This window comes from Acinetobacter sp. ANC 4216 (assembly GCF_004331195.1).
GTDB classification, from domain to species: Bacteria; Pseudomonadota; Gammaproteobacteria; order Pseudomonadales; family Moraxellaceae; genus Acinetobacter; species Acinetobacter kookii.
In genome coordinates this window covers 125601-149899 of the sequence record NZ_SJOC01000006.1, presented here as the reverse complement: position 1 = coordinate 149899, position 24299 = coordinate 125601, and the positions used below count along the sequence as shown (strand labels likewise).

Sequence of the window (24299 nt, the reverse complement as noted above, 5' to 3'; positions counted from 1 at the left end):
TTTTATTTGGTACCAAGTAAGGCATACACTGCAAAGCAGTTAAATAAGACCCGAACAAGTCCATAAACAGTTGTGCTGGCGACCATAGCAAGAGTGAACCACCTGATCCCTTCCCGAACTCAGAAGTGAAACCTCTTAGCGCTGATGGTAGTGTGGGATTACCCATGTGAGAGTAAGTCATCGCCAGCTCATTATTCAAAAGCCCCCTCTAATGAGGGGGCTTTTTTTATGCGTAGAATTTTTATTAAAAAGAAGAATGATTCAAAAGGGGTTCGTAGAGTTTAGCGGTGATTTTATTCAACACGAAGTTAGTGAGCTAAAGATTGGCTAAGATTTTAGGTTCCCTTAACTATTGATAGGTATTTATACGGACATAAAAAAGCCCCGACATCCTGTCGAGGCTTTTTCGTATTGGTTAAAGGTATCACTCCTGTTCTACCTCAGCTTCCTGCTGTTTTTACTTTTATTCTTCTTATTTTAGAAACATCCTGTTTCTGTATGAGTTAAATATAATCTGAACTTTGCTGCGTGCATAGCCTTCATTTTCTGCAGTTTATGTAAGCAAAAGCGTACAGGAGTGCTTTAGAAATGTGCTTCTATGCCGAGATAAGAGCCTTTAAATTTGAGTTTGGTTTCTGCATTTGAGCCTTCTTCCAGCTGAATGTCCAGAATGCGATAACCGACTCGGGCACCCACGTCGAGTAACAGGGTATGAATGAAATTATATTTGAGTTCCGCCTGAGCATCGCTAATTTGCTCATCATCCAGTGCAGCAAAACTGGCTTCAGCTCTTGCACTTAAACCGGTAAAAGGCAGGTTTACCCCGGCCTGGGCATAAAGCATCGGTAGCGTGCTACTCACATCTAAGGTGTTGGTATAGTTTTGCAGAATATCTCCGCTTAAACGTTTGGCACCAATGCCGACATCTGCATCGACAATATTGTCCAGCACTTCATAATACAGAATGAAATCTGTATAAGTGAGGTCGACCTGATGGCTTTTTACACCCGCCAAACTTTGATCGCTGTCAGCCTGTAAATGGCTATGTTTGATTTTTGCATTGGGCAACAATGGCACCGGATGTTCTAGCGCAACCGAGAATGTCAACGCTTGATCATTTTCCATTTGTGCTTGTGGTAGCGAAGATGCCGGTTGGGTTAAATCGGTGCTGTAGTGCCAGTAATCGATATTGCCTTTGACCGCAATAACATCGGCTTGAGTGGAACTGAACGCGCCCAGTCCAAGGGCTAGACAAAGAATTTTGAATGATCGCATGAGAATCCTGACATTGTTTAATCCGTTATTTTGAAAAATCTTTTTGTGAGTTAAATAGCATGAGTTGAGACCCAATTTATAGCGCATCATATATTGAATGCTTAAAAATTGCATTGTTGTTGTTTCTCAAAATTACAGAATGTTTATCTCTCATCTTTAGCATACGAGTTGAAAAAGGCATGTGGCATTTAATTTTTAAATTGTTATTTCACAACCATAAATAAGCAGATTGAATCATCTTAAGATAACTTTAGGTTTTTATATGTAATTTATGTATTCCCAGAAGTTTATAGGTGAATAATAAAGCAGGATTAAAATTCAGCCGATTAAATGAGCATTCAAACTCAACAGATTATAAAAATGAAATGTTTGGTAAATAAATTACAGAAAATTTTTATAAAAGTGAGTATTGTTAAGTTCATATAAAGGATGAGTATTGATCAACATTTTTAAGCAAAATTTGAACCTTACTGATCTGTTTGCCATTTAGAATACTGCACCCAAAAGGTGACCTCTAAATCAAACACAAGAATTATTTTTGAAGGGTACTTTTTGTGCTTGCGATATAAACCCGATAACAAGCAGCATTTAAAGATACCTAAGGTTTAGGTGTTTTATGACAGATTCTCGTGAAAACTGGTCATCACGATCCGGCTTTATTATTGCAGCTGTCGGATCGGCTGTCGGTTTAGGTAATATTTGGCGTTTCCCCTACGTGGCTTATGAAAATGGCGGCGGCGCGTTTCTTATTCCTTATTTGATTGCTTTAATTACGGCAGGCCTACCGCTGTTATTCCTCGATTATGCTGTAGGGCATAGAAGTAATAGCTCACCGCCAAAAGCCTACCGTAAACTGTTTCGTGGCGGTGAAACCTTGGGATGGTGGCAAGTCAGTGTATGTATCATTATTGGTTTGTATTATGCCAGCGTTTTGACCTGGGCAGGCAGTTACGTGTACTTCTCCATAGGTCAGATGTGGGGCAATGATCCGGAAGGTTTCTTCTTTAAAACCTATTTACAAACCAGCGAAGCGACCGGTTTTGATCCGCGTTTTGTGAGCCATATTTTCTGGCCATTGGCAGGAATTTGGGCACTCACCTTAATCATTTTATACGGTGGGGTGAAAAAGGGCGTTGAACTTTCCAACAAGATTTTCATGCCATTACTGTTTGTTTTATTCACCATTCTGGTGATTCAGGCACTGCGTTTACCGGGAGCGGTCGATGGCTTAAATGCCTTCTTCACTCCAAACTGGTCTGCCATGATGGATTACAAGGTGTGGTTGGCTGCTTATGGTCATACCTTCTTCTCGCTGTCCGTCGGTTTCGGGATCATGGTGACTTATGCTTCTTACTTAAAGCCAAAAACCAATTTAACCGGTTCGGGTTTAATTGTGGGCTTTGCTAATGCCTCTACGGAAATTTTGGCCGGTATCGGGATTTTCTCTGCGCTGGGCTTTATGGCTTATGCTGCGAACAGCAATGTTCAGGATGTGGTGAGTGGCGGTATTGGTCTGGCATTTATTGCATTCCCTAAAATTATTTCCAGCCTGGGTGCGGGTGCCGACCTGTTCGGTATCTTGTTCTTCTCGTCCTTATTTGTGGCTGGCATTTCATCGATGGTGAGTATTTTGGAAGTTCCGATTTCTGCCATGATGGACAAGCTGAAATGGGGCCGTAAGAAAGCGGTCACTATTGTTGGTGGCGGTAGTGCCTTGGTATCGATTGTTTTATTCTCCAGTGTGAACTCGATTAAACTGGTGGATATTATTGACCATTTCATCAATAACATCGGCATTATCGGCGGTGCGTTGCTGTCGATTATCTGTATTGCCTGGTTCAAGCGTTCGGCACTGGCTGAAATCCGGAATCACGTCAATGCCATTTCAACGGTACATTTGGGCAAAGGCTGGGACTTTACCCTGACCGTGATTACCTCGTTGATTCTGTTGGTCACCTTAACCATGACCATTTATAACTTGTTATTAAAAGGCTATGGTGATTATAGTGTAAGCATGCAGTGGCTGTTTGGCTGGGGCTGCGTGATTTTCTGTGCTGTCATTGCTTTTATTTTGGCTCGCGTCAAAGACCGCTAGGAGAATAAAGATGAATACTTCTGCAATCGTGATGATGATTATTTCCATGCTGTTTTTGTGGGGCGGACTGGTCTTGTCCATTCTGCACTTGATGAAACATCCTGAGGAACTGGATGAAGTGCTGGAAGAAGTCAAAGATCAGCACACGCTTTAAATCTGCAAGGACTTCAGTTCATACTGTTACAAAAGAAAGCCATTATCATTGATGATAATGGCTTTCTTATTTTTAAAATGCAGCATCAGAGGTGCACACCATTTTGCAGGACCAGGTCTGGATCGCATGTGCAATGACCTTTCTGGCAGGACGGGGCACACCAATAAAAACACGTGGCTCTAAGCCACCTCTTTTCATTACATCGGTTAAGCCGTTTTCTGGATACGGCAATAGAAGAATCCATCACCACGACCCACTTGTGGCAATAATTGGCGACCGTGAATTTGTTCAATGCCCCAATCGGCTTCAATTTTCACTTCTTTGGCATCGGCATGCGTAGCAAAGAATTCAACCATTTGCTGTTCATTTTCAGCTTTTAAAATGGAGCAGGTGATGTAAAGCAAGGTGCCACCGACTTTGAGTTGCTGCCACATATTGTCCAAAATCTGTTTTTGCAGCTGGACTGTTTTGGCAATATCACCCGATTGACGCAGTAAACGGATATCGGGATGACGACGCATCACGCCAATGGCTGAACAGGGTGCATCCAGCACAATACAATCGGTTTGTTCAGGGGCCGTCCACGTCACGGCATCTGCGGCGACAATTTCGACATTTTTGCCATCGAGAACCAAACGTTCCAGATTTTCAGACACACGTTTTAAGCGCTTTTCATCCTGATCAAGTGCAATCAGTTTTTTCGGCTGATATTTTTCTAAAATGTGTGCAGTTTTGCCGCCCGGTGCCGCACAGGCATCGATCACCATTTTGCCATTCAAGTTCGGCAATAAAGTGGCACACAGCTGGGCATGCTCATCCTGTACTGAAAAGCCGCCCGCTTCAAAACCCGGCAGACTTGGAATCTGTAGATTTTGATCCAGAACGATACCGACATTTGACCATTCGCAGGCATGTGCCTCAATGCCTTCATCTTCCAGAATATCCAGATATTCATCCCGGCTAACCTGGCGAGTATTGACGCGTAAAGTCAGTGGCGCAACCTGTTTCAGCTCATAGCTGAGCTGTGCAAATTGATCGCCCCAGTCTTTTTTCAGACGTTTAGACAACCAGCTTGGTAAATTCGTTGCTTGTTCAAGCACGTCATAGAACTGCTCAGTTTCACGGGTGGCACGACGTAAAATGGCATTGACCACGCCACTTAAACTTTCCATGCCCAATTGTTTGGTCGCTTCAACGGTTTCTGAAATGGCCGCATGGGCAGCCACACGTGTACAAAGCAATTGATATAAACCAAGGTACAAACAAGTTTCAACCACTTGATTGTCCAGTGGTTTAGAGAGTAATGGTAAAGTCAGTTGTTTCAATGCATGCCATTGACGTAAACAACCCAGTACCAATTCATGGAACAAAGCACGATCTTTGTCTGACACGATGTTCATCTGCTGCGCGAGCACAGATTGCAGCGATTGACCATTTTGGACAGCCAATAACGTCTTCACCACCTGAGCACGTAAATTGAGATCTCGGGTAGAGGCGTTGGGAGATTGCTTCATTATAAAATTTGTCCAATAGTCAGTTTTTGGGTTTGTAAAATTTGTACAGGGTTAAGCGGTTTAGCGCCCGGCCATTGTAAAGCAGTCAGCGTGATGACCGTGTTATTTGCACAGGCAACATGGACGCCATCTTTATCAATAGCAAGGATCTCACCCGGTTGCGCATTTTCCGCAGTGGCATGAGATAACTTGGAATTCCATACCCGCAAGTTGTTTTTCTCGTCGAGGATGATAAATGCCACCGGCCACGGATTGAAGGCACGGATATTGCGGTCAACCTGTAAGGCATCCATAGACCAGTCAATTTCTGCTTCGGCCTTGCTGAGCTTGTGCGCATAGACAGTCAAAGCTTCGTCTTGCACTTCACGGGTCGCCAGGTAGTGTTGCAGTTTTTCTTCCGATGCTAAAACAGCTGCAATTGCGCTTGCACCCTGTTCGGCCAGTTTGTCATGCAACGTTGCAGAGGTGTCGCTGGCTTCAATCGGGCAGATGGTTTTAAACATCATGTCGCCGGTGTCCAGACCCGCCGCCATTTTCATAATGGTCACGCCAGTTTCAGTATCGCCTGTGGCAATGGCACGCTGAATTGGCGCTGCACCACGCCAGCGTGGCAACAGTGAACCATGGATGTTCAGGCAGCCATATTTAGGCGTATCCAGAACCACTTGCGGCAGAATCAAGCCATAAGCTGCCACCACCATCACGTCGGCATTTAACGCGGCCAGTTCGGCTTGCGCGGCCAAGCCTTCTTCAGTCGAAGATTTAAAATGAAGCGGCTGATAGACCGGAATATTATTGGCTAAAGCCAGCTGCTTTACAGCAGAAGCCGTGAGTTTTTGTCCTCGTCCAGCTTTGCGGTCCGGTTGAGTATAGACCGCAACAATGTCATGTTCGGTTTTAAGCAGTGCAGCCAATGCAGTGGCGGCAAATTCTGGTGTACCCGCAAAGATGATTTTCACACAAAAGCTTCCAAATAAACGTGATGCCTATTATAAGGCAAAAGCATTTATTCACCTAAATTGAGTCTGAATACAGACGGAAGAAGTCTATTTTTATAAAAAAAACTTATGCAAAATTTAAAAATTATTCATGAAAGTTTTGCATTGTCTGGCCGGGGATGGCGGTATAGTAGATTTCAGTTAAAGATTTTTGTCGTCAAATCACGAAGTTCAATTTATAGACCCATCTGCCCATATCTAAGATGAAAATGCCCTCTTGAAAAACAATGGCTTGGTGTATGATAGGTTCGAAATTCGACTGATTTCATGCTCTCGATCTGTAAGATTTCGCCAGAGTGAATGAGCTCATTCAACTCAAGCACAAACTTTGTTGGAATAACACAATGCCTGACTATCGTTCAAAAACATCGACACACGGAAGAAACATGGCGGGTGCGCGTGGCTTATGGCGCGCAACTGGGATGAAAGATGAAGACTTCGGTAAACCGATTATTGCCGTCGTCAACTCATTCACGCAATTTGTTCCAGGTCACGTTCATTTAAAAGACCTTGGTCAACTCGTGGCTCGTCAAATTGAAGCGTCAGGCGGTGTGGCCAAAGAATTCAACACCATTGCCGTCGATGACGGTATCGCGATGGGTCATGACGGTATGCTGTATTCACTGCCTTCACGTGACCTGATTGCTGACTCGGTTGAATACATGGTCAGTGCGCACTGTGCCGATGCCATGGTGTGTATTTCCAACTGTGACAAAATCACTCCGGGAATGCTGATGGCTGCGATGCGCTTGAACATTCCAGTGGTATTCGTGTCGGGCGGTCCAATGGAAGCGGGTAAAGTGAAAATCCGCGGTAACGACAAAGCCATCGACCTGATCGATGCGATGATCGTGGCGGCAGATGACAACTATACCGACGAAGAAGTCGCGGAATACGAACGTTCTGCCTGCCCAACCTGTGGTTCATGTTCAGGCATGTTCACAGCCAACTCAATGAACTGTTTGACTGAAGCATTGGGTCTGTCTTTACCGGGTAATGGTTCGACACTGGCAACTCACGCAAACCGTAAAAAACTGTTTGAACGTGCAGGCTCGTTAATTGTGGAGCTGGCTAAACGTCATTATGAACAGGACGATTACAGCGTACTGCCACGTTCAATGGTGACCAAAGCATCCTATGAAAATGCCATGACGCTGGACATCGCCATGGGTGGTTCAACCAATACCGTGCTGCACTTGCTGGCAGCTGCCAATGAAGCAGGCGTTGATTTCACCATGGATGATATCGACCGTTTGTCTCGTAAAGTGCCAGTACTGTGTAAAGTTGCTCCGGCGAAAAACGATGTGCATATGGAAGATGTGCACCGTGCCGGCGGCATTATGTCTATTCTGGGTGAGCTGGACCGTGCCGGTTTGCTGGATACCTCAGTCGGTACAGTCCATGAAGCAACCCTGAAAGATGCTTTGGATAAATGGGACATCATCCGTACTGAAAATGAAGAAGTGTACCAGTTCTTCCGTTCAGCACCGGGCGGTGTACCAACGCAAACGGCTTTCTCGCAAGACCGTTACTACTCACGTTTAGATGGTGACCGTGAAAATGGCGTGATCCGTAATGCAGAACACGCTTTCTCTAAAGACGGTGGTCTGGCTGTGCTTTACGGTAACATCGCATTGGATGGCTGTATCGTCAAAACTGCCGGTGTAGATGATTCGATTCTGAAATTCAATGGTACGGCACGTGTGTTTGAAAGCCAGGATTCTGCGGTAGAGGCGATCCTGGGCAACGAAATTAAAGCCGGTGATGTCGTGGTGATTCGCTACGAAGGCCCACGTGGTGGTCCAGGTATGCAGGAAATGCTGTACCCAACCAGCTACCTGAAATCGAAAGGTCTAGGTAAGGAGTGTGCGCTTTTAACTGATGGTCGTTTCTCTGGCGGTTCTTCAGGTTTGTCGATTGGTCACGTTTCACCTGAAGCGGCTGAAGGCGGTGCCATTGGTCTGGTTGAAGATGGCGATTTAATCGAAATCGATATTCCAAACCGTACCATCAACCTGGCTGTAGATGAAGCCACCATGGCCGCTCGCCGTGAAGCGCAAGAAGCCAAAGGCTGGCACCCAGTGGAAGAGCGTCCACGTAAAATTTCCAAAGCCCTGAAAGCCTATGCCATGCATACTACCAGTGCGGCGAAAGGTGCAGTACGTGAAATTTAATTTGTAGTTTTTACAAATTTTAGAAAGCACTCCAGATGGGGTGCTTTTTTATTGATTATTGAAAATAGCACGGTCGCATTTTACTTTGTGCTCTTGCAATAGCATTGCGTAGACGATGTTTTACTTTTGAAGGCTCAAAAGTAACAAAAAGCCTTTGTTGTGCTGATGGTATATCCCTATACCACAGCACAACAGGTGACATCCTGTCACCTGTCACGATTAATATTTTAAGTTCTTGAATATTCAATCTGATATGAGTTTATCTGGAGTATATGTTTTCTTCACGAGTGGTATTTCTATACAATGATCTTAGAATAAATTGCCAAAGACTGAAGCTGAAAATCGGTCATCGCCAAGGAAGAAACCAATGAGTAAAGACAATATCCGCGAACATTCAGCACCCGTTTATGAAGGGATTGAAAATGCACCGGCACGTTCCATGATGCGTGCCACCGGTTTTAAAGATGCCGACTTTAGCCGTCCTTTTATTGGCATTGCCTCAACTTGGGCCAATGTCACGCCGTGCAATATGCACATTGATGGCTTGGCGCGTGAAGTGGAAAAAGGCGTGAATGCCGCAAATGGCAAGGGCATTATCTTCAATACCATTACCATTTCAGACGGGATCTCGAATGGTACCGAAGGCATGAAATACTCATTGCTGTCCCGTGAAATTATTGCCGACTCCATTGAAGCGGTGGTGGGTTGTCAGGCCTATGACGGGGTGATTGCGATTGGCGGCTGTGACAAGAACATGCCGGGCTGCATTATGGGACTGGCACGTTTAAACCGTCCGGGCCTGTTTATTTATGGCGGAACCATTAAACCGGGTGCCGGCCATACCGACATGATTTCCGTGTTTGAGGCAGTGGGTCAGCATGCCAAGGGTGAAATCAATGAAATTCAGGTCAAGCAGATTGAAGAAGTGGCACTGCCGGGTCCAGGTTCCTGTGGCGGCATGTATACCGCCAACTCGATGGCATCCGCCATTGAAGCACTTGGCATGAGCCTGCCGGGCTCATCGGCGCAGGAAGCGGTATCTGAAGAGAAAAAAATCGACTGTCTGCGTGCAGGTGAAGCGGTGATGAATCTGTTACGTCTGGACATTAAACCGCGTGACATCATGACCAAGGCGGCATTTGAAAATTCCATTAAAGTGTTGATTGCACTGGGTGGTTCGACCAATGGCGTGTTGCATTTACTGGCCATGGCACATACGGCCGGGGTGGAACTGACCCTGGATGATTTTGTGCGCATTGGCAAGGACATTCCGGTGGTGGCGGATGTGCGTCCATCCGGTAAGTACCTGATGTCGGAACTGATTGCGATTGGCGGGATTCAGCCGCTGATGAAACGCATGCTGGATGCCGGCATGCTGGACGGTTCCTGTATGACTGTCACCGGTAAAACCCTGGCGGAAAACCTGGCGGATGTCGAGGATTATCCGGAAGGTCAGCAAATTATTCTGCCCTTTGATGCCCCGATTAAAAAAGACTCGCATCTGGTAGTGCTAAAAGGCAACCTGTCACCGACCGGTGCGGTAGCAAAAATTACCGGTAAAGAAGGGCTGTATTTTGAAGGTCCGGCACGCGTGTTTGAAGGTGAAATTGGTGCCATGCGCGGTATTCTGGATGGTGAAGTGCAGGAAGGTGAAGTGGTGGTGATTCGTGGTGAAGGACCGAAAGGCGGACCCGGTATGCCGGAAATGCTGAAACCGACCTCGGCCATTATTGGTAAAGGACTAGGAAAATCGGTGGCACTACTCACCGATGGCCGTTTTTCAGGAGGCAGTCATGGCTTTGTAATTGGTCATGTGACCCCTGAAGCCTATGAAGGCGGACCGATTGGTCTGGTGAAAAATGGCGATAAAATTTCCATTAATGCCGAAACCCGTGAGATGACGCTGCATATTTCCGATGAAGAACTGGCGGCGCGTAAAGCGGCCTGGGTCAAGCCTGAACCGAATTATCGCTATGGTGCTTTGGCGAAGTTTGCCAAATTGACCACAGGTGCGGAAAAAGGGGCAGTGACCGATCTAAATTTAGATGTATAATTGATCATTACCTAACAAATTGTTATAAACCCTTGTAGCACACAAGGGTTTTTTTTCGAGGCTGATCTCATGTCACTGTTACGCCGTTGGTTTGATCCACTTCGATCGAGTTGGTTTTACCAAAAGCCGACCCGTCAGGTGGAATTATCTACGGAGCAGGGTTTAACCATCCACTTGCGTCTGGATGATGTCTATAGCTATCTGGCTGCACAGCAGTTACCTGAACTTGAAGAAATCTTGAGTGATGAGATCAAACCCTTAAAGGTGATCATTTCCAGCCGAACGGCAGAACCTCCCAATAACATGTCAAAAATGGAGTGGCAAAATTACTGCCTGAACGATGCCAAAATTCTGTCCAAACAGCATCGCTTTAGTTTCCATGAAACCCCAGAACAACCGCCGCTTGAGGCCATCACTCAAGCAGAAACCATCCTTCGCAATACGCCGTTACGCGGCCAAGATTTCCTGTATTTACTTGAAGACGTGTTCCACATGCTGTGGCAAAAACAGTATGGAAAATTACGTACCTTGCACGCCATGGCCAGCCGCCATCATCCAGCGCAAAACTTTCCGGAACGGATTTTTAACGATGCCGAAGTGCTGGTCAGTTACTTTGAATTTGGTGGACGCAAATATCATGCGGTGGATGATCTGCTGCGTCTGACCCGCCGTCTAAAACAACAAAAATTGCTGACCGACAATCCCATCTTCCTGATTAACCATATTGAATGGCGCGAACATCTGATCAGTGATGCAGAAGAACTGAACGAGATTCAGGCGCTGGATCCGGAACTGGATTTGTATATTGCCCTGGAAGATCCGATTTCCTGGCTATTATTGGCCTATATTAAAGAAGAGCTGGCTAATTTTTATAATATTCACCTCAATGTTTACCCGCTATCTTATCACGGACGAGACCTGTTTGACTGGGGGCTGGCGACCCGTTTGTCCAAACGTACCGAAGTAAAATTTACCCCGTTTTGTCGTCCTACCCAGCAAGCAACTTATGAGATGGCGAAACTGTTTTATAGCGTGCCTGAAGAGCAGCGTGTGGAAGCCATGTACAGCATTTTGCAAGCAGTCTGGACCAAAGGCAAAGACCTGTCATTCAGGTCGCATTTTGACCAGATCAAGCGTGATTTAGAGATCAATGAACTGAGCACTGAAGATATTGCTGCCAAATTAAAAGAAAATGACATACTCTGTGAAATGAAGTCTCAGCCCGATTTTCCTGTGCTCGAACTGCGCATTGATGGCCAAAGTTATGTGTTTAATAGCCTGTACCGGGTCTGGATGATCGAAAGTATTTTTAGTAATGTTTTAGAAGACCAATATAAAAGTGAAAATGATGACAGCAAAGATGAAGAAAGAGAAATGTGAGTCTTTAGAACAAGCCCGTGCACAGATTGATGCCATTGATACCGCACTCATTGAAATGATTGCCATCCGTCAATTTTATGTCGATCAGGCTGCGCGTTTTAAGCGAACTGTACAGGACGTACAATCACCTGAGCGGGTAGAACAGGTCATTCAGAAAGTACGAGCACAAGCACTGGACCTGGGCACCGATCCGGATCTGGTGGAACACTTATATCGTGAAATGATCCAGCGTTTTATTCAACGTGAATTGCGAGAATTTCGTCCTTAATTTTACCCTGTTAACGTCTATAAAAAGTAAGACACCTGAAAAGGTGTCTTAGGGCTGAAGTCTATCTATTACGCCAGGCGGTAATAAGTATAGCGAACTTGATCATTCTTATAGACAGCATGGCTTTTTTGCCTGAAATCAGACACCCATTGACGGCCGGTATAGGCAGCAATATGGCCATAAATGTGCTTTTGGGTTCTGTGGATAATATAAATATCGCCTTCTTTCGGATTATCGAAAGATGGATTGATTTTTTTATAGCCAATGGTCTGGAGGGTATGTCCCCAATCTGCCGCTGCCACCGGATGATTCAAAATTCGGGCACCCGCAGACTGCAATGCAATCCGGATACTTCGCGCACATTTTTTGGTACTGGTCGCTGACGACATGCTATGTAACTTCTGTGTGAATTTACGTACATCCAGATAGGGAATGCCTTTATTTTTGGAATTTTTAGCGCCTGAACCTGCCTGGTTTTTCTGGAAATTTTGGGAGATTACTGCAGTATTCTGATCTGCAGTGTTAATCATATTGCTATGATGTCCATCATAAATCATTCTTCAATCTCTACCTTATCTTCAATTGCTTTTAGAAAAAATAGACAGCATTTTCAGAACTAAAACCCGAATATTTTTTCTCTCAATGGTACAAATGCTATGTTATTACATAGCCCATTCATGCGAAGCGCGTACTTTAAAGAGCTTTTGTTTGAAAATCCACCCGTTTTAGATTAAAAAAAGACCGTTTTAGGCTGAAAAAAGCGCTAAATTTGCTGCAATCAGGGCAAAAAATAAACCCAAGATAGTTCATAAATCATACAGTTAAGAAAAACTTAATAATATGTTATTAATTGATGGAATTTTTATGTAAACATGCAATTAATTGCTCAATTGTTAATCAATAATTAACATTTTGTCATATTTAGAGTGCTTTTTTTTAACATTCCTTCGCCTGAAAAGCCTCAACTTTTTCTTGAGGCTTACTCTGGAAAATAGTGATTTTTAAAGGGCTCTGAGTCACCTATGATCAGCTTAAAATTTAACGGGTGTTGAATATGATTGGCTTTGTGATTGGGGTGTTTGCCATTGCAGGCATAATTAAAGGCACCATTGGACTGGGTTTGCCTGCGGTTTCCATGGGCTTACTGACGATTTTTATCAGTCCCTTTCAAGCAGCCACTTTGTTGATCGTACCGTCGATGGTGACCAATTTTTGGCAACTGTTTGCTGAAGGTCAGGTGCTGAAACTGGTTCGTCGCTTTTGGCCGTTGTTGCTGGGCATTGTGGTTGGTTCCATCTGGAGTATTTTTCCTACACTAGGACATGGAGAATTTCAGAGTGAGGCGCTGCTCGGTGGAATGCTGGCCTTGTATGGTTTGTACGGTCTATTTGCCAAGAACATGCCCAATCTGGCCGCGCATGAAAAATGGTTATCTCCGATTATGGGATATTTGGGCGGGGCACTCACAGTCGCTACTGGTGTGGTCGTTATTCCTGTGGTGCCTTACTTACAATCGTTGCATCTCAAACGTGATGACCTGGTGCAGTCGCTGGGTTTAGCATTTACCACCTCCACGATTTGTCTGGCTGTATTTCTGCATCAGCATCCGGTGGAAAATATTCCTATCGACTATAAGATGTCATTTATTGCCCTGCTTCCGGCCTTGGTGGGAATGTGGGTGGGAACCAAAATTCGCTATCGCATTCCCGAACAAAAATTTCGTAAAGTATTCTTTTGCGGGCTGGTCATTTTTGGTGGTTATATGGTGCTGCATCAGTTGGGTCTGCTTTAAAGTCAGCAATAAAGCCATCTGAGCAAAAGTTTTTAACTCGGCAATCTGGATGTATGGGAAACTAAAAACTGACTGAAATGTTGATAAGCGATTGGCAAAGTATCAAAGTTTTTTGCTGCCAGTAACAGCTTGCGATTGGCCCAGTCTCCAGTCAGTTCAATTTGCTGAAAAGAATAAACTGACTGTAAACGATTGGCTGCGCGTTTCGGCATAATGGCAATCCCGACGCCATTGGCAACGACCTGAGCAATCGCAGCAAAATTGGGTAAGCGTAAACGGTACTGAATTGAACAGCCCAGTAATTTGGCTTGGGTTTCGATTGATTGCTGCAAGGAATGATATTGCATCAGGCCGACAAAGGGATAATTCAGCACATCGGCTAATTGCAGGGCGGATTGCTGCTGCAGTTCATGATCCTTGGGGCAAATCAGCACCAGAGGATCATCGGAAAACTCTAGGGTTTGTAACTTTTTTGAATTAAAAAAACCTGAAATCAAGCCGAGCTGTGCGCTGCCATTTTCCAGTGCCTGAATAATGTCGTTACTTTCCGCTTCTTTTAGCTCAATCTGGATATTGGGGTTTTCAAGCAAATAAGAGGGTAAAAGCAGGGGAAGATATTCACTTTGAGCCGAGGAATTACACCACAGCGTCATTGCACTTTGCGCGCCTGTAGCGAAGGGCAGCATCTGCTGTTGCAATTGTTGAGCCTGGTGAACCAACATCTGCGCCTGCGAGGCAAACACCTGTCCAGCAAGGGTAAGCTTGACTCCGGAAGCATGTCGGGTAAATAAATGCACAGCAAACTGCTGTTCAATTTTTTTAATCCGCTCACTGGCGGCTTGCAGGGAAATCGCGGAGCGCTCTGCACCCTTGGTCAAACTACCCGTATCTACAATATTCAGGAAAAGTTGCAAATCAAAAAAGTCGAGACGCATCTGCTGAGTCTGCTCAGTGAAATTTGAACCATCATACTAAAATTTTCTCAGCCGCAAACATAAAAAAAGCAGCCTTGCGGCTGCCTGAAAATGTGTAGTTATCTTTATGATTTATCGCCCAAGCTAAAGAACCAGTTCAGGATTAAGGCAGCAAACGTAGCGGTACCAATACCTCCCAGATTAAAGCTGCCAAATTGCAGGGCAAAGTCACCGGTGCCTAAAATAATGGTCACCGCAGCCACCATCAGGTTTTTGTTTTTAGAGAAATCCACCTTGTTTTCAATCCAGATTTTTGCCCCGGCAATGGTAATTAAACCGAACACCACAATCGATGCACCGGTTAAGATGGCAGTCGGAATGGTATGGATAATGGCACCAAATTTTGGTGAAAGTCCCAGGAAAACTGCAAATACACCGGCAAAAACAAAGATGATGGTGGAATAGACACGAGTCACTGCCATCACGCCAATATTTTCACCATAAGTGGTCATCCCCGGCGCACCGACACCACCCGATAAAGTGGTTGCAAGACCATCGGCAACAAAGGCTTTGCCAATGTGTGGATCCAGGTTTTCACCGGTCATGGCACCTACTGCCTTGATATGACCCAGGTTTTCAGCCACTAAAATCAGGGCAATCGGCGCAATAATCAGCATGGCATTGGCATCAAATACCGGCGAATGGAAAGTTGGCAGACCAAACCAGGCTGCTTGCTGAATTGGAGCGAAATTAATTGGCGTGCCAAGTCCCATAACATTGGAAACAATGTAATAAATCAGGTAAGCCAGCAATAAACCAATCAATAACAGCAGACGTTGCAGCAGGCCTTTGGTAAATACTGCAATCGAGCCCATGCACATCACGGTGACCAGTGACATCCACATATTGAAGTTATTCCCCGCCACGCCTTTAACCGTCACCGGTGCCAAATTCAGGCCAATGATCATAACCACAGCGCCGGTCACTACAGGAGGCATGAGTTTTTCAATCCATTTGGTGCCGGTAGCCATCACAATAAAGCCAAAAATGGCATACAGCACACCACAGGCCATAATACCGCCAGCAGCCAGGGCCAGATTGGCATTGGGTGCGCCCGTACCCGAAGCGCCATAACCTGTTGCCGCAATCACCACCCCAATAAAGGCAAAGCTGGACCCCAGATAACTTGGTACACGTCCCCCGGTCATCAGGAAAAACAGAATGGTACAGATCCCTGACATTAAAATGGCCAGGTTCGGATCAAAACCCATCAGGAAGGGTGCAAGTACCGTCGCACCAAACATGGCAAAGGCATGTTGTACCCCTAATACAACACTCTGTGCAGGTGGCAGATATTCATTGGTACCGACAGGACGTGCATCGATGCTGCCTTCATACGGGCGCCATTTGGGAAACCAATTGGACATTTTTTGAGCACTCTAAAAACAAATTGTGCACATCATACGCTTCTTTTTTGGAAGATTTAATCATTGAAACAAAATTTTGTTTAAACTAATGCCATGACTTTTCAAGTGTTTTTACCATATGGTAAAAGTTTAATTATTTAAAAATAATGCTAAATCAACAGTTAATAGGAATGAAGATGTCTTGATCAATTCATAAATATTTTTTGTTTTATTTATAAAAAATAATGGGAAGCTTTTGACCATAAGGTTAAAAAAAAGCACATTGCGGAAATGTGCTTTTTTTATGGAAAATCAGAATTTAACCGGTATTACGCAGTCCGGCCGCAATCCCGGCAATACTTACCATTAAGGCATGATCGACTGGGGTATGTTCTGCCTGACGTTCTGCCAGATAGCGACGGCGGCGTTTCATCAGTTCCGCCTGGAGTAAATGCAGCGGCAATAAATACGGTTTGCGTACCCGCATAGACTGGTCCAGCACTTCATTGCTACTCAGCAGTTGAGATTCACCTTTCAGAGCCAGCAAGGTTTGTACCGCATCTTTTAAGCGTTGACGCAGTTCGTTTCCGAGAACTTTTAAATCTTCATCATCGGTCAAATGTGATTCGTAATAGAGTGCTACATGGCTATCGGCTTTAGAAAGGACCATTTCCAGCATGTCAATCAGGGTCTGGAAATACGGCCATTGTTGCAGCATCTCATCCAGCAGCTGTTTTTGCCCCTGATCAATCATCTGGTTAATGGCTGCTCCAGTGCCCAGCCATGCCGGAAGCATCAAACGGATTTGGGTCCAGGCAAATACCCAGGGAATGGCACGTAAAGATTCGATCCCGCCGCTGACCTTGCGCTTGGCCGGCCGTGAACCGAGCGGCAGCATTTGCAATTCGAGTTCAGGTGTAACCGTACGCAGGTATTTCACAAAATGCGGATTTTCACGCACGGTTTGACGGTAGACCTGTACCGATAAATCGGTCATGGTATGCATCAACTGACGCCATTCATCTTTAGGCACCGGTGGCGGCAACAAGGTTGCCTCTAATGTGGCTGCGGTATAAATTTCCAGGTTTTGCAGTGCAATGCCTTCCAGACCAAACTTGAAGCGGATCATTTCGCCCTGTTCGGTCACGCGGATGGCACCGGAAATCGAACCTGGCGGTTGTGAAAACAGCGCCTGCTGGGTGGGTGCGCCCCCCCGGCTGATCGAACCGCCACGCCCATGGAACAGTGTGAGTTGCACGGCATGTTTTTTTGCAACAGCCGTCAGTTCTTCCTGCGCACGGTATTGCGCCCAGTTGGCTGACATGAATCCGGCATCTTTGGCAGAATCCGAATAGCCAATCATTACCTCATGCTTGCCCTGAATATGCTGTTTGTACCAATGCATATTAAACAGGGTGTTCATGGTTGCGGCTGCGCCGTCCAGGTCTTTCAGGGTTTCAAATAATGGCACCACACGCAGCGGATGCTTGATGCCGGCTTCTTTTTGCAGCAGTAAGACCGCGAGTACATCACTCGGATATTCCGCCATGGAAATAATATATGCGCCCAGGCTTTCTTCCGGCTGTTCAGCCAGCGTGCGCATGGTGGCAAACACTTCCTGCACATCCGGATGTTCAATCAGGCTTTGTTTCGGTTCATTCAGATGTTTAGGCAACAACGGACGTTTGCTTTGCAATTCCTGCAACAGGAAGTTTTGGCGTGCCTGTTCGGTCCAGGTTTCAAAATTGCCCAGACCCAGATATTCAGTGATGGCAGAAATGGCCTGACGATGGCGACCGGATTCCTGACGGATATCCAGTTTCAGCAGTTCAATGCCAAAGCAGTTGACGCGATGGATAAAGTCCAGCAGTTTGCCATTGGCAATTTCAGGCAGGTTGCAGGCAATCAGTGAACGGTAGCACAGCAATAAAGGCTGTAATAGTTCATCTTTGCTTTTAATGACCTGGCTATCATCGGCATCTTGCCCTTGCAGTTTTTGCGCCAGCCAGTGACGGGTGGCTTTAAGGCGTTCGCGAGTGTCACGCAGATATTCACGGTAGGGTTCGGGGTGGTTATGACCCAGTGCCTGTAACAGTTCATCACTGGCATTCTGAATCGACAGTTCCCAGCGCAGGTCTTCCATATCACGCAGATATAAATCCGCCGCTTTCCAGCGCGACAGCCACAGTACTTCCTGGGTAATGTTATGCGTAACATTCGGGTTGCCATCACGGTCACCGCCCATCCAGGAGGCAAAACGCACCGGTGCAACGGTTAGGGGTAAACGCTGGCCACAGTGATCTTCAACCATTTCATCCAGTTCACGAATAAACTTGGGAACTGCATTCCACAGGGTTTGCTCAATAGTGGTAAAGCCCCATTTCGCTTCATCGACTGGGGTCGGGCGGTGCTGGCGGATTTCATCAGTCTGCCAGGCGGAACAAATCAGCTGTTTGAGTTCTGCCAGTACGGCCTTGCGTTCACGTGGGGTCAGTTTTTGTTGATCAGACTTAAACAGACAGTCATTAATATCGTCATATTTTTGAATTAAGGTACGACGGCTGACTTCAGTCGGATGCGCAGTCAACACCAGTTCAATTTTCAGTTCACAGATTTGCTGGAATAGCGTGTCGGCTGAAATTTCGTGATCTTTAAACTTCTGGAACAGATGATCAAGCGGATTAGGGGAAGGCGCATTTTCATCGAATTCACTCTTACGGCGACTGCGCACCACATTGTACTGTTCGGCAATATTGGCAAAATTCAGAAAGTGGGTGAATGCCCGGGTGAGCGGAAGAATTTCATCATCTTCCAGACTTAAAAAAAGTTGTTCAAGCTGTTTTTCGGCTTCCACCTGCCCATCACGTGCACCTTTGGACAGCGCACGAATCTGCTCCACCTGATTAAACAAATCTTGTCCTGCATGTTCCTTGAGGGTTTCTCCCAGTAGGTTCCCAAGTAAGCGTACATCCTCACGCAGTGGAGCATCAATTTGTTGAATCATTTTTTTCATTCTCCTAGGCTACTCTTTTGAATATACCCCGATTCGATGACATTCCAAGTAGGGGGCAGACAAAAGTCGGTATCTTTTGTTGCTAAAACTGGCAATTGAGGTGCTGTTTGTGCAGTCAGGAAAATGGAATTACAGATTTTAAGGTTTTTTTTGATATTTCAGCATAAAGATTTCAATACTGTTCAGGATAATCTGCTGTTTCTCTTCAGCAGTTGGAACTTCCCGGACCCCAAGCAGCACTTCATGATGGCGCAGGCCCAACAGTAAAGAAAGGATCAGTAAGGTCAGGTTTTTTAAAGCTTCTGGCTGAATAAAGCCCAATTCTATAGCCTGCTGAAAAAAGTTTTCCCACAGTGCATTCATACGCAGATGGCAGGCATTATAAAATGTCTGTGCCAGTGGATTTTGTTCCGCCGCCAGTTCCACCAATAAGCGTTCCAGTTTGATGGCTTCTGGCAAATTGGTGATATTGAGGGCCAGCTCACAGGCATGCACAAATTCTTGATAAAAATTACTGTCGGCTTGCAGGTTTAAGGGGCGAGCACTGAGTAATTCTTCGCATGTGGCAACAATGGCACAAACAAATAAATTGGCTTTATCCTGAAAGTGATTGTAGACCGTCAGTTTGGTGACACCGGCTTCCTGGGCAATCTGGTTCATGCTGGAACCCTGATAACCACACTTCAAAAATAAGCTTTTCGCCGCATTTAAAATACGCTGACGTTTTTCTAAGTCCTTGGGACGACCAACATTTATTTGCACAATTTTTTCCAAAAAAATGAAAAAGGTCATTGCTTTGACCTGATTATTATAATTACTGTACCAGGCAGTATATTAATTAAAAAATGATCAATTTAAGATATTGCTTATTTTGCCCTAAAAAACATTTTGAGATAAGAGCGAACTTCATGAGCACAGTAAAGATTGCAGTAAAAACCGCCCTGGCCAGCATGATGATTATTTGCAGTGTGACTTTATTGGGCTGCAGCACGGAGGCAACCGAAACAGAACAGGTCCCGTTTGTGATGGTGACTCAGCCGAACAGTACTCATAATGAACAGAAAAGCTATGCTGGAGATGTGCAGGCACGCCAGCAAACGGCTTTGGCTTTCCGGGTGGGCGGACAGATTATCGAACGTTATGTCGATGTGGGCGATCAGGTCAAAGTGGGGCAAGTACTGGCAAAACTGGATGTGAAAGATGCCCAGCTGCAGCTTAATGCAGCAAAAGCTCAACTAGAAAGTGCCCAGTCGGCAGCAAAAATTGCCGCAGATGAACTGCAGCGCTTTCAGCAACTGCTGCCGATGAATGCCGTGAGCCGTTCGCAATATGATGCGGTAGATAACCAGTATAAATCAGCGATGTCCGCGCTGAAACAGGCGCAGTCCAATTATCAGGTTACGAGTAACCAAACCGGTTATAACCAGCTGATTGCCAATAAAAATGGCGTGATTACCGCACGTAATATTGAAGTGGGGCAGGTGGTCGCTGCAGGACAGTCGGCTTATCAGATAGCGATTGCCGGTGATCGTGAAGTGGTGATCGGGGTGCCGGAACAGGCCATTTCAGAGATTAAAGTCGGTCAGGCAGCGTGGGTGACCTTATGGTCCAAGCCGGAAGATAAATTTGCAGGCTATGTGCGTGAAATTTCTCCGGCAGCCGATCAGTCCCGGACCTTTAGTGTCAAGGTGGCCTTGCGTGAAGGCAACGCTGCCATTCAGCTGGGCCAGAGTGCCCGGGTATTTTTTAACAATAGCCAAAACAATGTACTTAGCGTGCCGTTGTCCAGTGTTTCGGCCAATGGCCAGCAGGCCTATGTCTGGGTGGTGAAACCGGATCAGACCATCCATAAGGTGGCGGTGACCCTGGGGGCCTATGGCCGTGACAGTGTGCCGGTATTGTCCGGTCTGAATCCGCAAGATTATGTGGTGATTGGCGGTGTGCACTTATTGCGTGAAAAACAGAAAATCCAGCCGATTGACCGGGAAAACCGTGCCGTGAACATCCAGTCAGGAGCTGCATCATGAATTTAGGCACGAACTTTAACCTGTCGGAATGGGCACTGAAAAATAAGGGCCTGATCCTTTATTTCATGCTGCTGCTCGGCATTGTCGGCATTGTTTCCTATTCCAAGCTGGCACAAAGTGAAGATCCGCCGTTTACCTTTAAGGTGATGGTGATCCAGACTTACTGGCCGGGCGCAACCGCACAGGAAGTGTCTTTGCAGGTGACGGATCGCATCGAAAAAGAACTGATGAGTACCGGCAATTACGAACGCATCATGGCCTATTCGCGTCCCGGTGAGTCACTGGTGACGTTTGTTGCCAAGGATTCGCTGCGCTCAAACCAGATTCCCGATGTCTGGTATCAGGTGCGCAAAAAAATCGGTGACATCCAGCATCAACTTCCGAGTGGGGTACAAGGGCCGTTTTTTAATGATGAATTTGGTGATACCTTCGGGAATATCTATGTCCTGACCGGCAAAGATTATGACTATGCCATATTGAAGGAATATGCCGACCGTCTGCAACTGCAACTGCAACGGGTCAAGGATGTCGGCAAGGTTAATCTGGTGGGGCTGCAAGACCAGAAAATCTGGATTGAACTGTCCAATACCAAGGCGGCTCAACTCGGCATTCCGGTCACGGCGATTCAGCAAGCCCTGCAACAGCAAAATACCGTAGCCAGTGCCGGTTTCTTTGAAACCGGGACCGACCGCATTCAAATGCGGGTCAGCGGCCAGCTGCAAAGTGTCGATGAACTCAAGCAGATGCCGCTTTTGGTGGCAGGAAAAACCATTCAGCTGGGCGATGTTGCCGAAATCTATCGCGGTTTCAGCGAGCCGGCCCAGCCACGCATGCGCTTTATGGGCGAAAACGGGATTGGCATTGCCGTATCCATGCGCAAAGGTGGCGACATTCTGGCTTTAGGTAAAAATTTAGAGGCTGAATTTGCCCATCTGCAAAAATCTTTGCCCTTGGGGATGGAACTGAAAAAAGTGTCCGATCAACCGGTTGCGGTCAAACGCAGCGTGAATGAATTCATGAAAGTGCTGGCAGAAGCAGTGATTATTGTCCTGCTGGTCAGCTTCTTTTCACTGGGTTTCCGTACCGGTCTGGTGGTGGCATTTTCCATTCCGCTGGTGCTGGCCATGACCTTTGCCGGCATGAATCTGTTTGATGTCGGGCTGCATAAAATTTCACTGGGCGCTTTAATTCTGGCGCTCGGTTTATTGGTGGACGACGCCATTATTGCCATTGAAATGATGGCCGTGAAAATGGAGCAGGGCTATAGCCGGCTGGAGGCGGCAGGTTTTGCCTGGAAAACCACGGCTTTTCCAATGCTGACCGGCACCCTGATTACCGCAGCCGGCTTTTTACCGATTGCCACTGCTGCGTCCAGTACCGGTGAATATACCCGTTCCATTTTCCAGGTGGTGACGATTGCCCTGGTGGTGTCATGGTTTGCGGCGGTGCTTTTTGTCCCCTATCTGGGCGATAAACTGCTGCCAGATTTTAATCAAGACCTGCTGCAAAAAGCGCCGTGGTATCAGCGCTTATGGGCGCGCTTACGCAGGCAACCCGAACCGCCAGCTGTGCTGCATCATGCCGGTGAGCATCATGACCCTTATCAAACCAAGTTTTATCAAAAATTTAGAGGCTGGGTGAGTCAGTGTATTACTTACCGTAAAACCGTGATTGCGACCACGGTGGGAATTTTTGTGCTGTCGGTGCTGATGTTTAAACTGGTGCCGCAGCAATTTTTCCCGCCGTCCAACCGTGCCGAAATTCTGGTCGATTTAAAACTGGAAGAAGGTGCATCCCTCACCGCCACAGAAAATGCCGTGAAGAAAGTGGAAAAATTCCTGTCGACCAAACAGGGCATCGACAATTATGTGGCCTATGTCGGCACGGGTTCCACCCGTTTCTACTTGCCGCTGGACCAGCAGCTGCCACAGGCCAGTTTTGCCCAGTTTGTGGTCTTGGCTTCGTCCCTGGATGACCGCGATGAAATCCGCAAATCTCTGGATCAGGAAATCCGTAAATTGCTGCCAGATGTGCGTACCCGGGTCTCGCTGCTGGAAAATGGTCCGCCTGTCGGTTATCCCTTGCAGTACCGTGTTTCCGGGGAAGACCTGAATCTGGTGCGTCAGTGGGCACATAAGGTTTCCGCCGTCATTGCAGAGAATCCGAACACCACCAACGTTCATCTGGACTGGGGCGAACCGAGCAAGGTCATCCAGCTGAAGATTGACCAGGACCGCGCCCGTCAAATGGGGGTATCGACTTTAGATTTGTCGCAATTCCTGAACAGCTCCATCAGTGGTGCCGTGATTAACCAGTATCGTGAAAAACGTGAACTGATTGAAATCCGTTTGCGTGGAGATCGGAACGAACGGGTCAATGTAGAGTCCTTATCCAGTCTGGCCGTACCGACGGCCAATGGCGGTTCTGTACCTCTGGCGCAAATTGCCAAAATTGAATATAAATTTGAAGATGGCCTGATCTGGCATCGTAACCGTTTGCCGACCATTACCGTGCGTGCCGATATACGGACCAAATTGCAGCCTGCAACCGTGGTCGGGGAACTGGCCGATAAAATGGATCAGCTGCGTGCCGAATTGCCAGGCGGTTATCTGGTTGAAGTGGGCGGTACGGTCGAAGAGTCGGCACGTGGACAAAACTCGGTCAATGCCGGTATGCCGTTTTTCCTCGCGGTGGTGATGACCTTGCTGATGATTCAGCTGAAAAGTATGTCCCGCGCGTTTATTGTGTTTTTGACGGCACCTTTGGGCCTGATTGGGGTGGTCCTGTTCCTGTTGTTGCTGAATAAACCCTTTGGTTTTGTCGCGATGCTGGGAACCATTGCCCTGTCGGGCATGATCATGCGCAATTCTTTAATCCTGATTGACCAGATTGAACAGGACATTCAGGCTGGACATGATCCCTGGAATGCCATTATTGAGGCAACCGTACGTCGTTGCCGGCCGATTGTGCTGACTGCCCTGGCCGCAGTACTGGCGATGATTCCATTATCACGCAGTATTTTCTTTGGTCCGATGGCTGTCGCCATTATGGGCGGTTTGATTGTGGCCACGGTTCTCACCTTGTTCTTTTTACCGGCATTGTATGCACAATGGTTTAAAGTGAAAAAAAATAGCCAAACGGTGTAATTTTTTGACAATAAGCAGGTGCGAAATATTGAAAATTTCAATATAGTAGCACCTAATATTCGTACACATTTCTATAAAGCAATTTACTGC

Annotated in this window: 18 protein-coding genes and 1 rRNA gene; 10 read left to right on the top strand and 9 right to left on the bottom strand. The window is 46.4% G+C overall.

Annotated features, from left to right (window positions below):
- The first annotated feature begins 74 nt into the window (after positions 1-74).
- Positions 75-189 (top strand): 5S ribosomal RNA (gene rrf, locus E0H88_RS06640).
- Between the two features lie 393 nt (positions 190-582).
- Here the strand turns inward: rrf and E0H88_RS06635 are convergent.
- Complete coding sequence (locus E0H88_RS06635; RefSeq protein WP_131273559.1) at positions 583-1275, bottom strand: TIGR04219 family outer membrane beta-barrel protein; 693 nt, start codon at positions 1273-1275, stop codon at positions 583-585.
- Between the two features lie 616 nt (positions 1276-1891).
- Between E0H88_RS06635 and E0H88_RS06630 the strand changes: the two genes are divergently transcribed.
- On the top strand, positions 1892-3370 hold the full coding sequence (locus E0H88_RS06630) for a sodium-dependent transporter (RefSeq protein ID WP_131273558.1): 1479 nt from the start codon (positions 1892-1894) through the stop codon (positions 3368-3370).
- Positions 3371-3380: 10 nt separating this feature from the next.
- A complete protein-coding gene (locus tag E0H88_RS06625; RefSeq protein ID WP_086197760.1) occupies positions 3381-3524 on the top strand; it encodes a methionine/alanine import family NSS transporter small subunit in 144 nt (47 codons plus the stop codon).
- Positions 3525-3596: 72 nt separating this feature from the next.
- On the opposite strand, the gene E0H88_RS15885 is transcribed toward E0H88_RS06625, so the two are convergent.
- From E0H88_RS15885 to fmt, 3 genes are read right to left on the bottom strand one after another with little or no spacing between them, the layout of a single operon-like run.
- The gene (locus tag E0H88_RS15885) at positions 3597-3755 is read right to left on the bottom strand and encodes a hypothetical protein (protein ID WP_165493287.1); all 159 of its coding nucleotides are present in this window, start codon (positions 3753-3755) and stop codon (positions 3597-3599) included.
- Positions 3731-5038, bottom strand: a complete 1308-nt coding sequence (rsmB, locus tag E0H88_RS06620) for a 16S rRNA (cytosine(967)-C(5))-methyltransferase RsmB (RefSeq protein WP_131273557.1) — start codon at positions 5036-5038, stop codon at positions 3731-3733. Before rsmB ends, E0H88_RS15885 begins: the two co-directional genes overlap by 25 nt.
- Positions 5038-5997 carry a methionyl-tRNA formyltransferase gene (fmt, locus tag E0H88_RS06615; RefSeq protein ID WP_131273556.1) on the bottom strand — a complete coding sequence of 320 codons (960 nt, stop codon included), beginning with the start codon at positions 5995-5997 and terminating at the stop codon, positions 5038-5040. The genes rsmB and fmt overlap by 1 nt, the downstream gene beginning before the upstream one ends.
- Positions 5998-6380: 383 nt before the next feature.
- Between fmt and ilvD (E0H88_RS06610) the strand changes: the two genes are divergently transcribed.
- From ilvD (E0H88_RS06610) to E0H88_RS06595, 4 genes are all read left to right on the top strand, one after another.
- Complete coding sequence (gene ilvD, locus E0H88_RS06610) at positions 6381-8210, top strand: dihydroxy-acid dehydratase (protein ID WP_092820124.1); 1830 nt, start codon at positions 6381-6383, stop codon at positions 8208-8210.
- Positions 8211-8577: 367 nt separating this feature from the next.
- Positions 8578-10263 carry a dihydroxy-acid dehydratase gene (ilvD, locus tag E0H88_RS06605; RefSeq protein WP_131273555.1) on the top strand — a complete coding sequence of 562 codons (1686 nt, stop codon included), beginning with the start codon at positions 8578-8580 and terminating at the stop codon, positions 10261-10263.
- Positions 10264-10332: 69 nt separating this feature from the next.
- On the top strand, positions 10333-11643 hold the full coding sequence (locus E0H88_RS06600) for a hypothetical protein (protein ID WP_131273554.1): 1311 nt from the start codon (positions 10333-10335) through the stop codon (positions 11641-11643).
- Entirely contained in the window at positions 11624-11911 is a 288-nt protein-coding gene (locus E0H88_RS06595) for a chorismate mutase (RefSeq protein ID WP_131273553.1), read from the top strand. The genes E0H88_RS06600 and E0H88_RS06595 overlap by 20 nt, the downstream gene beginning before the upstream one ends.
- Positions 11912-11979: 68 nt before the next feature.
- Here the strand turns inward: E0H88_RS06595 and E0H88_RS06590 are convergent, their stop codons facing one another.
- Positions 11980-12468, bottom strand: a complete 489-nt coding sequence (locus E0H88_RS06590) for a hypothetical protein (protein WP_092820120.1) — start codon at positions 12466-12468, stop codon at positions 11980-11982.
- 497 nt (positions 12469-12965) lie between these two features.
- Between E0H88_RS06590 and E0H88_RS06585 the strand changes: the two genes are divergently transcribed.
- Positions 12966-13703, top strand: coding sequence for a sulfite exporter TauE/SafE family protein (locus E0H88_RS06585; RefSeq protein ID WP_131273551.1), 738 nt, complete (start codon positions 12966-12968; stop codon positions 13701-13703).
- Between the two features lie 32 nt (positions 13704-13735).
- On the opposite strand, the gene E0H88_RS06580 is transcribed toward E0H88_RS06585, so the two are convergent.
- From E0H88_RS06580 to E0H88_RS06565, 4 genes are all read right to left on the bottom strand, one after another.
- Entirely contained in the window at positions 13736-14638 is a 903-nt protein-coding gene (locus tag E0H88_RS06580; protein WP_131273550.1) for a LysR family transcriptional regulator, read from the bottom strand.
- A gap of 104 nt (positions 14639-14742) precedes the next feature.
- The gene (locus E0H88_RS06575; RefSeq protein WP_131273549.1) at positions 14743-16044 is read right to left on the bottom strand and encodes a solute carrier family 23 protein; all 1302 of its coding nucleotides are present in this window, start codon (positions 16042-16044) and stop codon (positions 14743-14745) included.
- A gap of 298 nt (positions 16045-16342) precedes the next feature.
- Positions 16343-19027, bottom strand: coding sequence for a phosphoenolpyruvate carboxylase (gene ppc, locus E0H88_RS06570; RefSeq protein ID WP_092820133.1), 2685 nt, complete (start codon positions 19025-19027; stop codon positions 16343-16345).
- Positions 19028-19174: 147 nt separating this feature from the next.
- Positions 19175-19798 carry a TetR/AcrR family transcriptional regulator gene (locus tag E0H88_RS06565; protein WP_092820132.1) on the bottom strand — a complete coding sequence of 208 codons (624 nt, stop codon included), beginning with the start codon at positions 19796-19798 and terminating at the stop codon, positions 19175-19177.
- Positions 19799-19944: 146 nt separating this feature from the next.
- On the opposite strand from E0H88_RS06565, the gene E0H88_RS06560 reads away from it, so the two are divergent.
- Both E0H88_RS06560 and E0H88_RS06555 read left to right on the top strand, forming a co-directional pair.
- A complete protein-coding gene (locus tag E0H88_RS06560; RefSeq protein ID WP_092820116.1) occupies positions 19945-21063 on the top strand; it encodes an efflux RND transporter periplasmic adaptor subunit in 1119 nt (372 codons plus the stop codon).
- The gene (locus E0H88_RS06555; protein ID WP_131273548.1) at positions 21060-24209 is read left to right on the top strand and encodes an efflux RND transporter permease subunit; all 3150 of its coding nucleotides are present in this window, start codon (positions 21060-21062) and stop codon (positions 24207-24209) included. Before E0H88_RS06560 ends, E0H88_RS06555 begins: the two co-directional genes overlap by 4 nt.
- The last annotated feature ends 90 nt before the right edge of the window (positions 24210-24299 follow it).

What these genes read in the sequence shown, in the direction of transcription:
- ppc (WP_092820133.1), bottom strand. Translation starts at nt 19,027, where the DNA reads ATGATTCAACAAATTGATGCTCCACTGCGTGAGGATGTACGCTTACTT.
- E0H88_RS06600 (WP_131273554.1), top strand. Translation starts at nt 10,333, where the DNA reads ATGTCACTGTTACGCCGTTGGTTTGATCCACTTCGATCGAGTTGGTTT.
- E0H88_RS06635 (WP_131273559.1), bottom strand. Translation starts at nt 1,275, where the DNA reads ATGCGATCATTCAAAATTCTTTGTCTAGCCCTTGGACTGGGCGCGTTC.
- ilvD (WP_092820124.1), top strand. Translation starts at nt 6,381, where the DNA reads ATGCCTGACTATCGTTCAAAAACATCGACACACGGAAGAAACATGGCG.
- E0H88_RS06590 (WP_092820120.1), bottom strand. Translation starts at nt 12,468, where the DNA reads ATGATTTATGATGGACATCATAGCAATATGATTAACACTGCAGATCAG.
- E0H88_RS06585 (WP_131273551.1), top strand. Translation starts at nt 12,966, where the DNA reads ATGATTGGCTTTGTGATTGGGGTGTTTGCCATTGCAGGCATAATTAAA.
- E0H88_RS06580 (WP_131273550.1), bottom strand. Translation starts at nt 14,638, where the DNA reads ATGCGTCTCGACTTTTTTGATTTGCAACTTTTCCTGAATATTGTAGAT.
- E0H88_RS06630 (WP_131273558.1), top strand. Translation starts at nt 1,892, where the DNA reads ATGACAGATTCTCGTGAAAACTGGTCATCACGATCCGGCTTTATTATT.
- ilvD (WP_131273555.1), top strand. Translation starts at nt 8,578, where the DNA reads ATGAGTAAAGACAATATCCGCGAACATTCAGCACCCGTTTATGAAGGG.
- E0H88_RS06560 (WP_092820116.1), top strand. Translation starts at nt 19,945, where the DNA reads ATGAGCACAGTAAAGATTGCAGTAAAAACCGCCCTGGCCAGCATGATG.
- E0H88_RS06575 (WP_131273549.1), bottom strand. Translation starts at nt 16,044, where the DNA reads ATGTCCAATTGGTTTCCCAAATGGCGCCCGTATGAAGGCAGCATCGAT.
- E0H88_RS06625 (WP_086197760.1), top strand. Translation starts at nt 3,381, where the DNA reads ATGAATACTTCTGCAATCGTGATGATGATTATTTCCATGCTGTTTTTG.
- E0H88_RS06555 (WP_131273548.1), top strand. Translation starts at nt 21,060, where the DNA reads ATGAATTTAGGCACGAACTTTAACCTGTCGGAATGGGCACTGAAAAAT.
- E0H88_RS06595 (WP_131273553.1), top strand. Translation starts at nt 11,624, where the DNA reads ATGAAGAAAGAGAAATGTGAGTCTTTAGAACAAGCCCGTGCACAGATT.
- rsmB (WP_131273557.1), bottom strand. Translation starts at nt 5,038, where the DNA reads ATGAAGCAATCTCCCAACGCCTCTACCCGAGATCTCAATTTACGTGCT.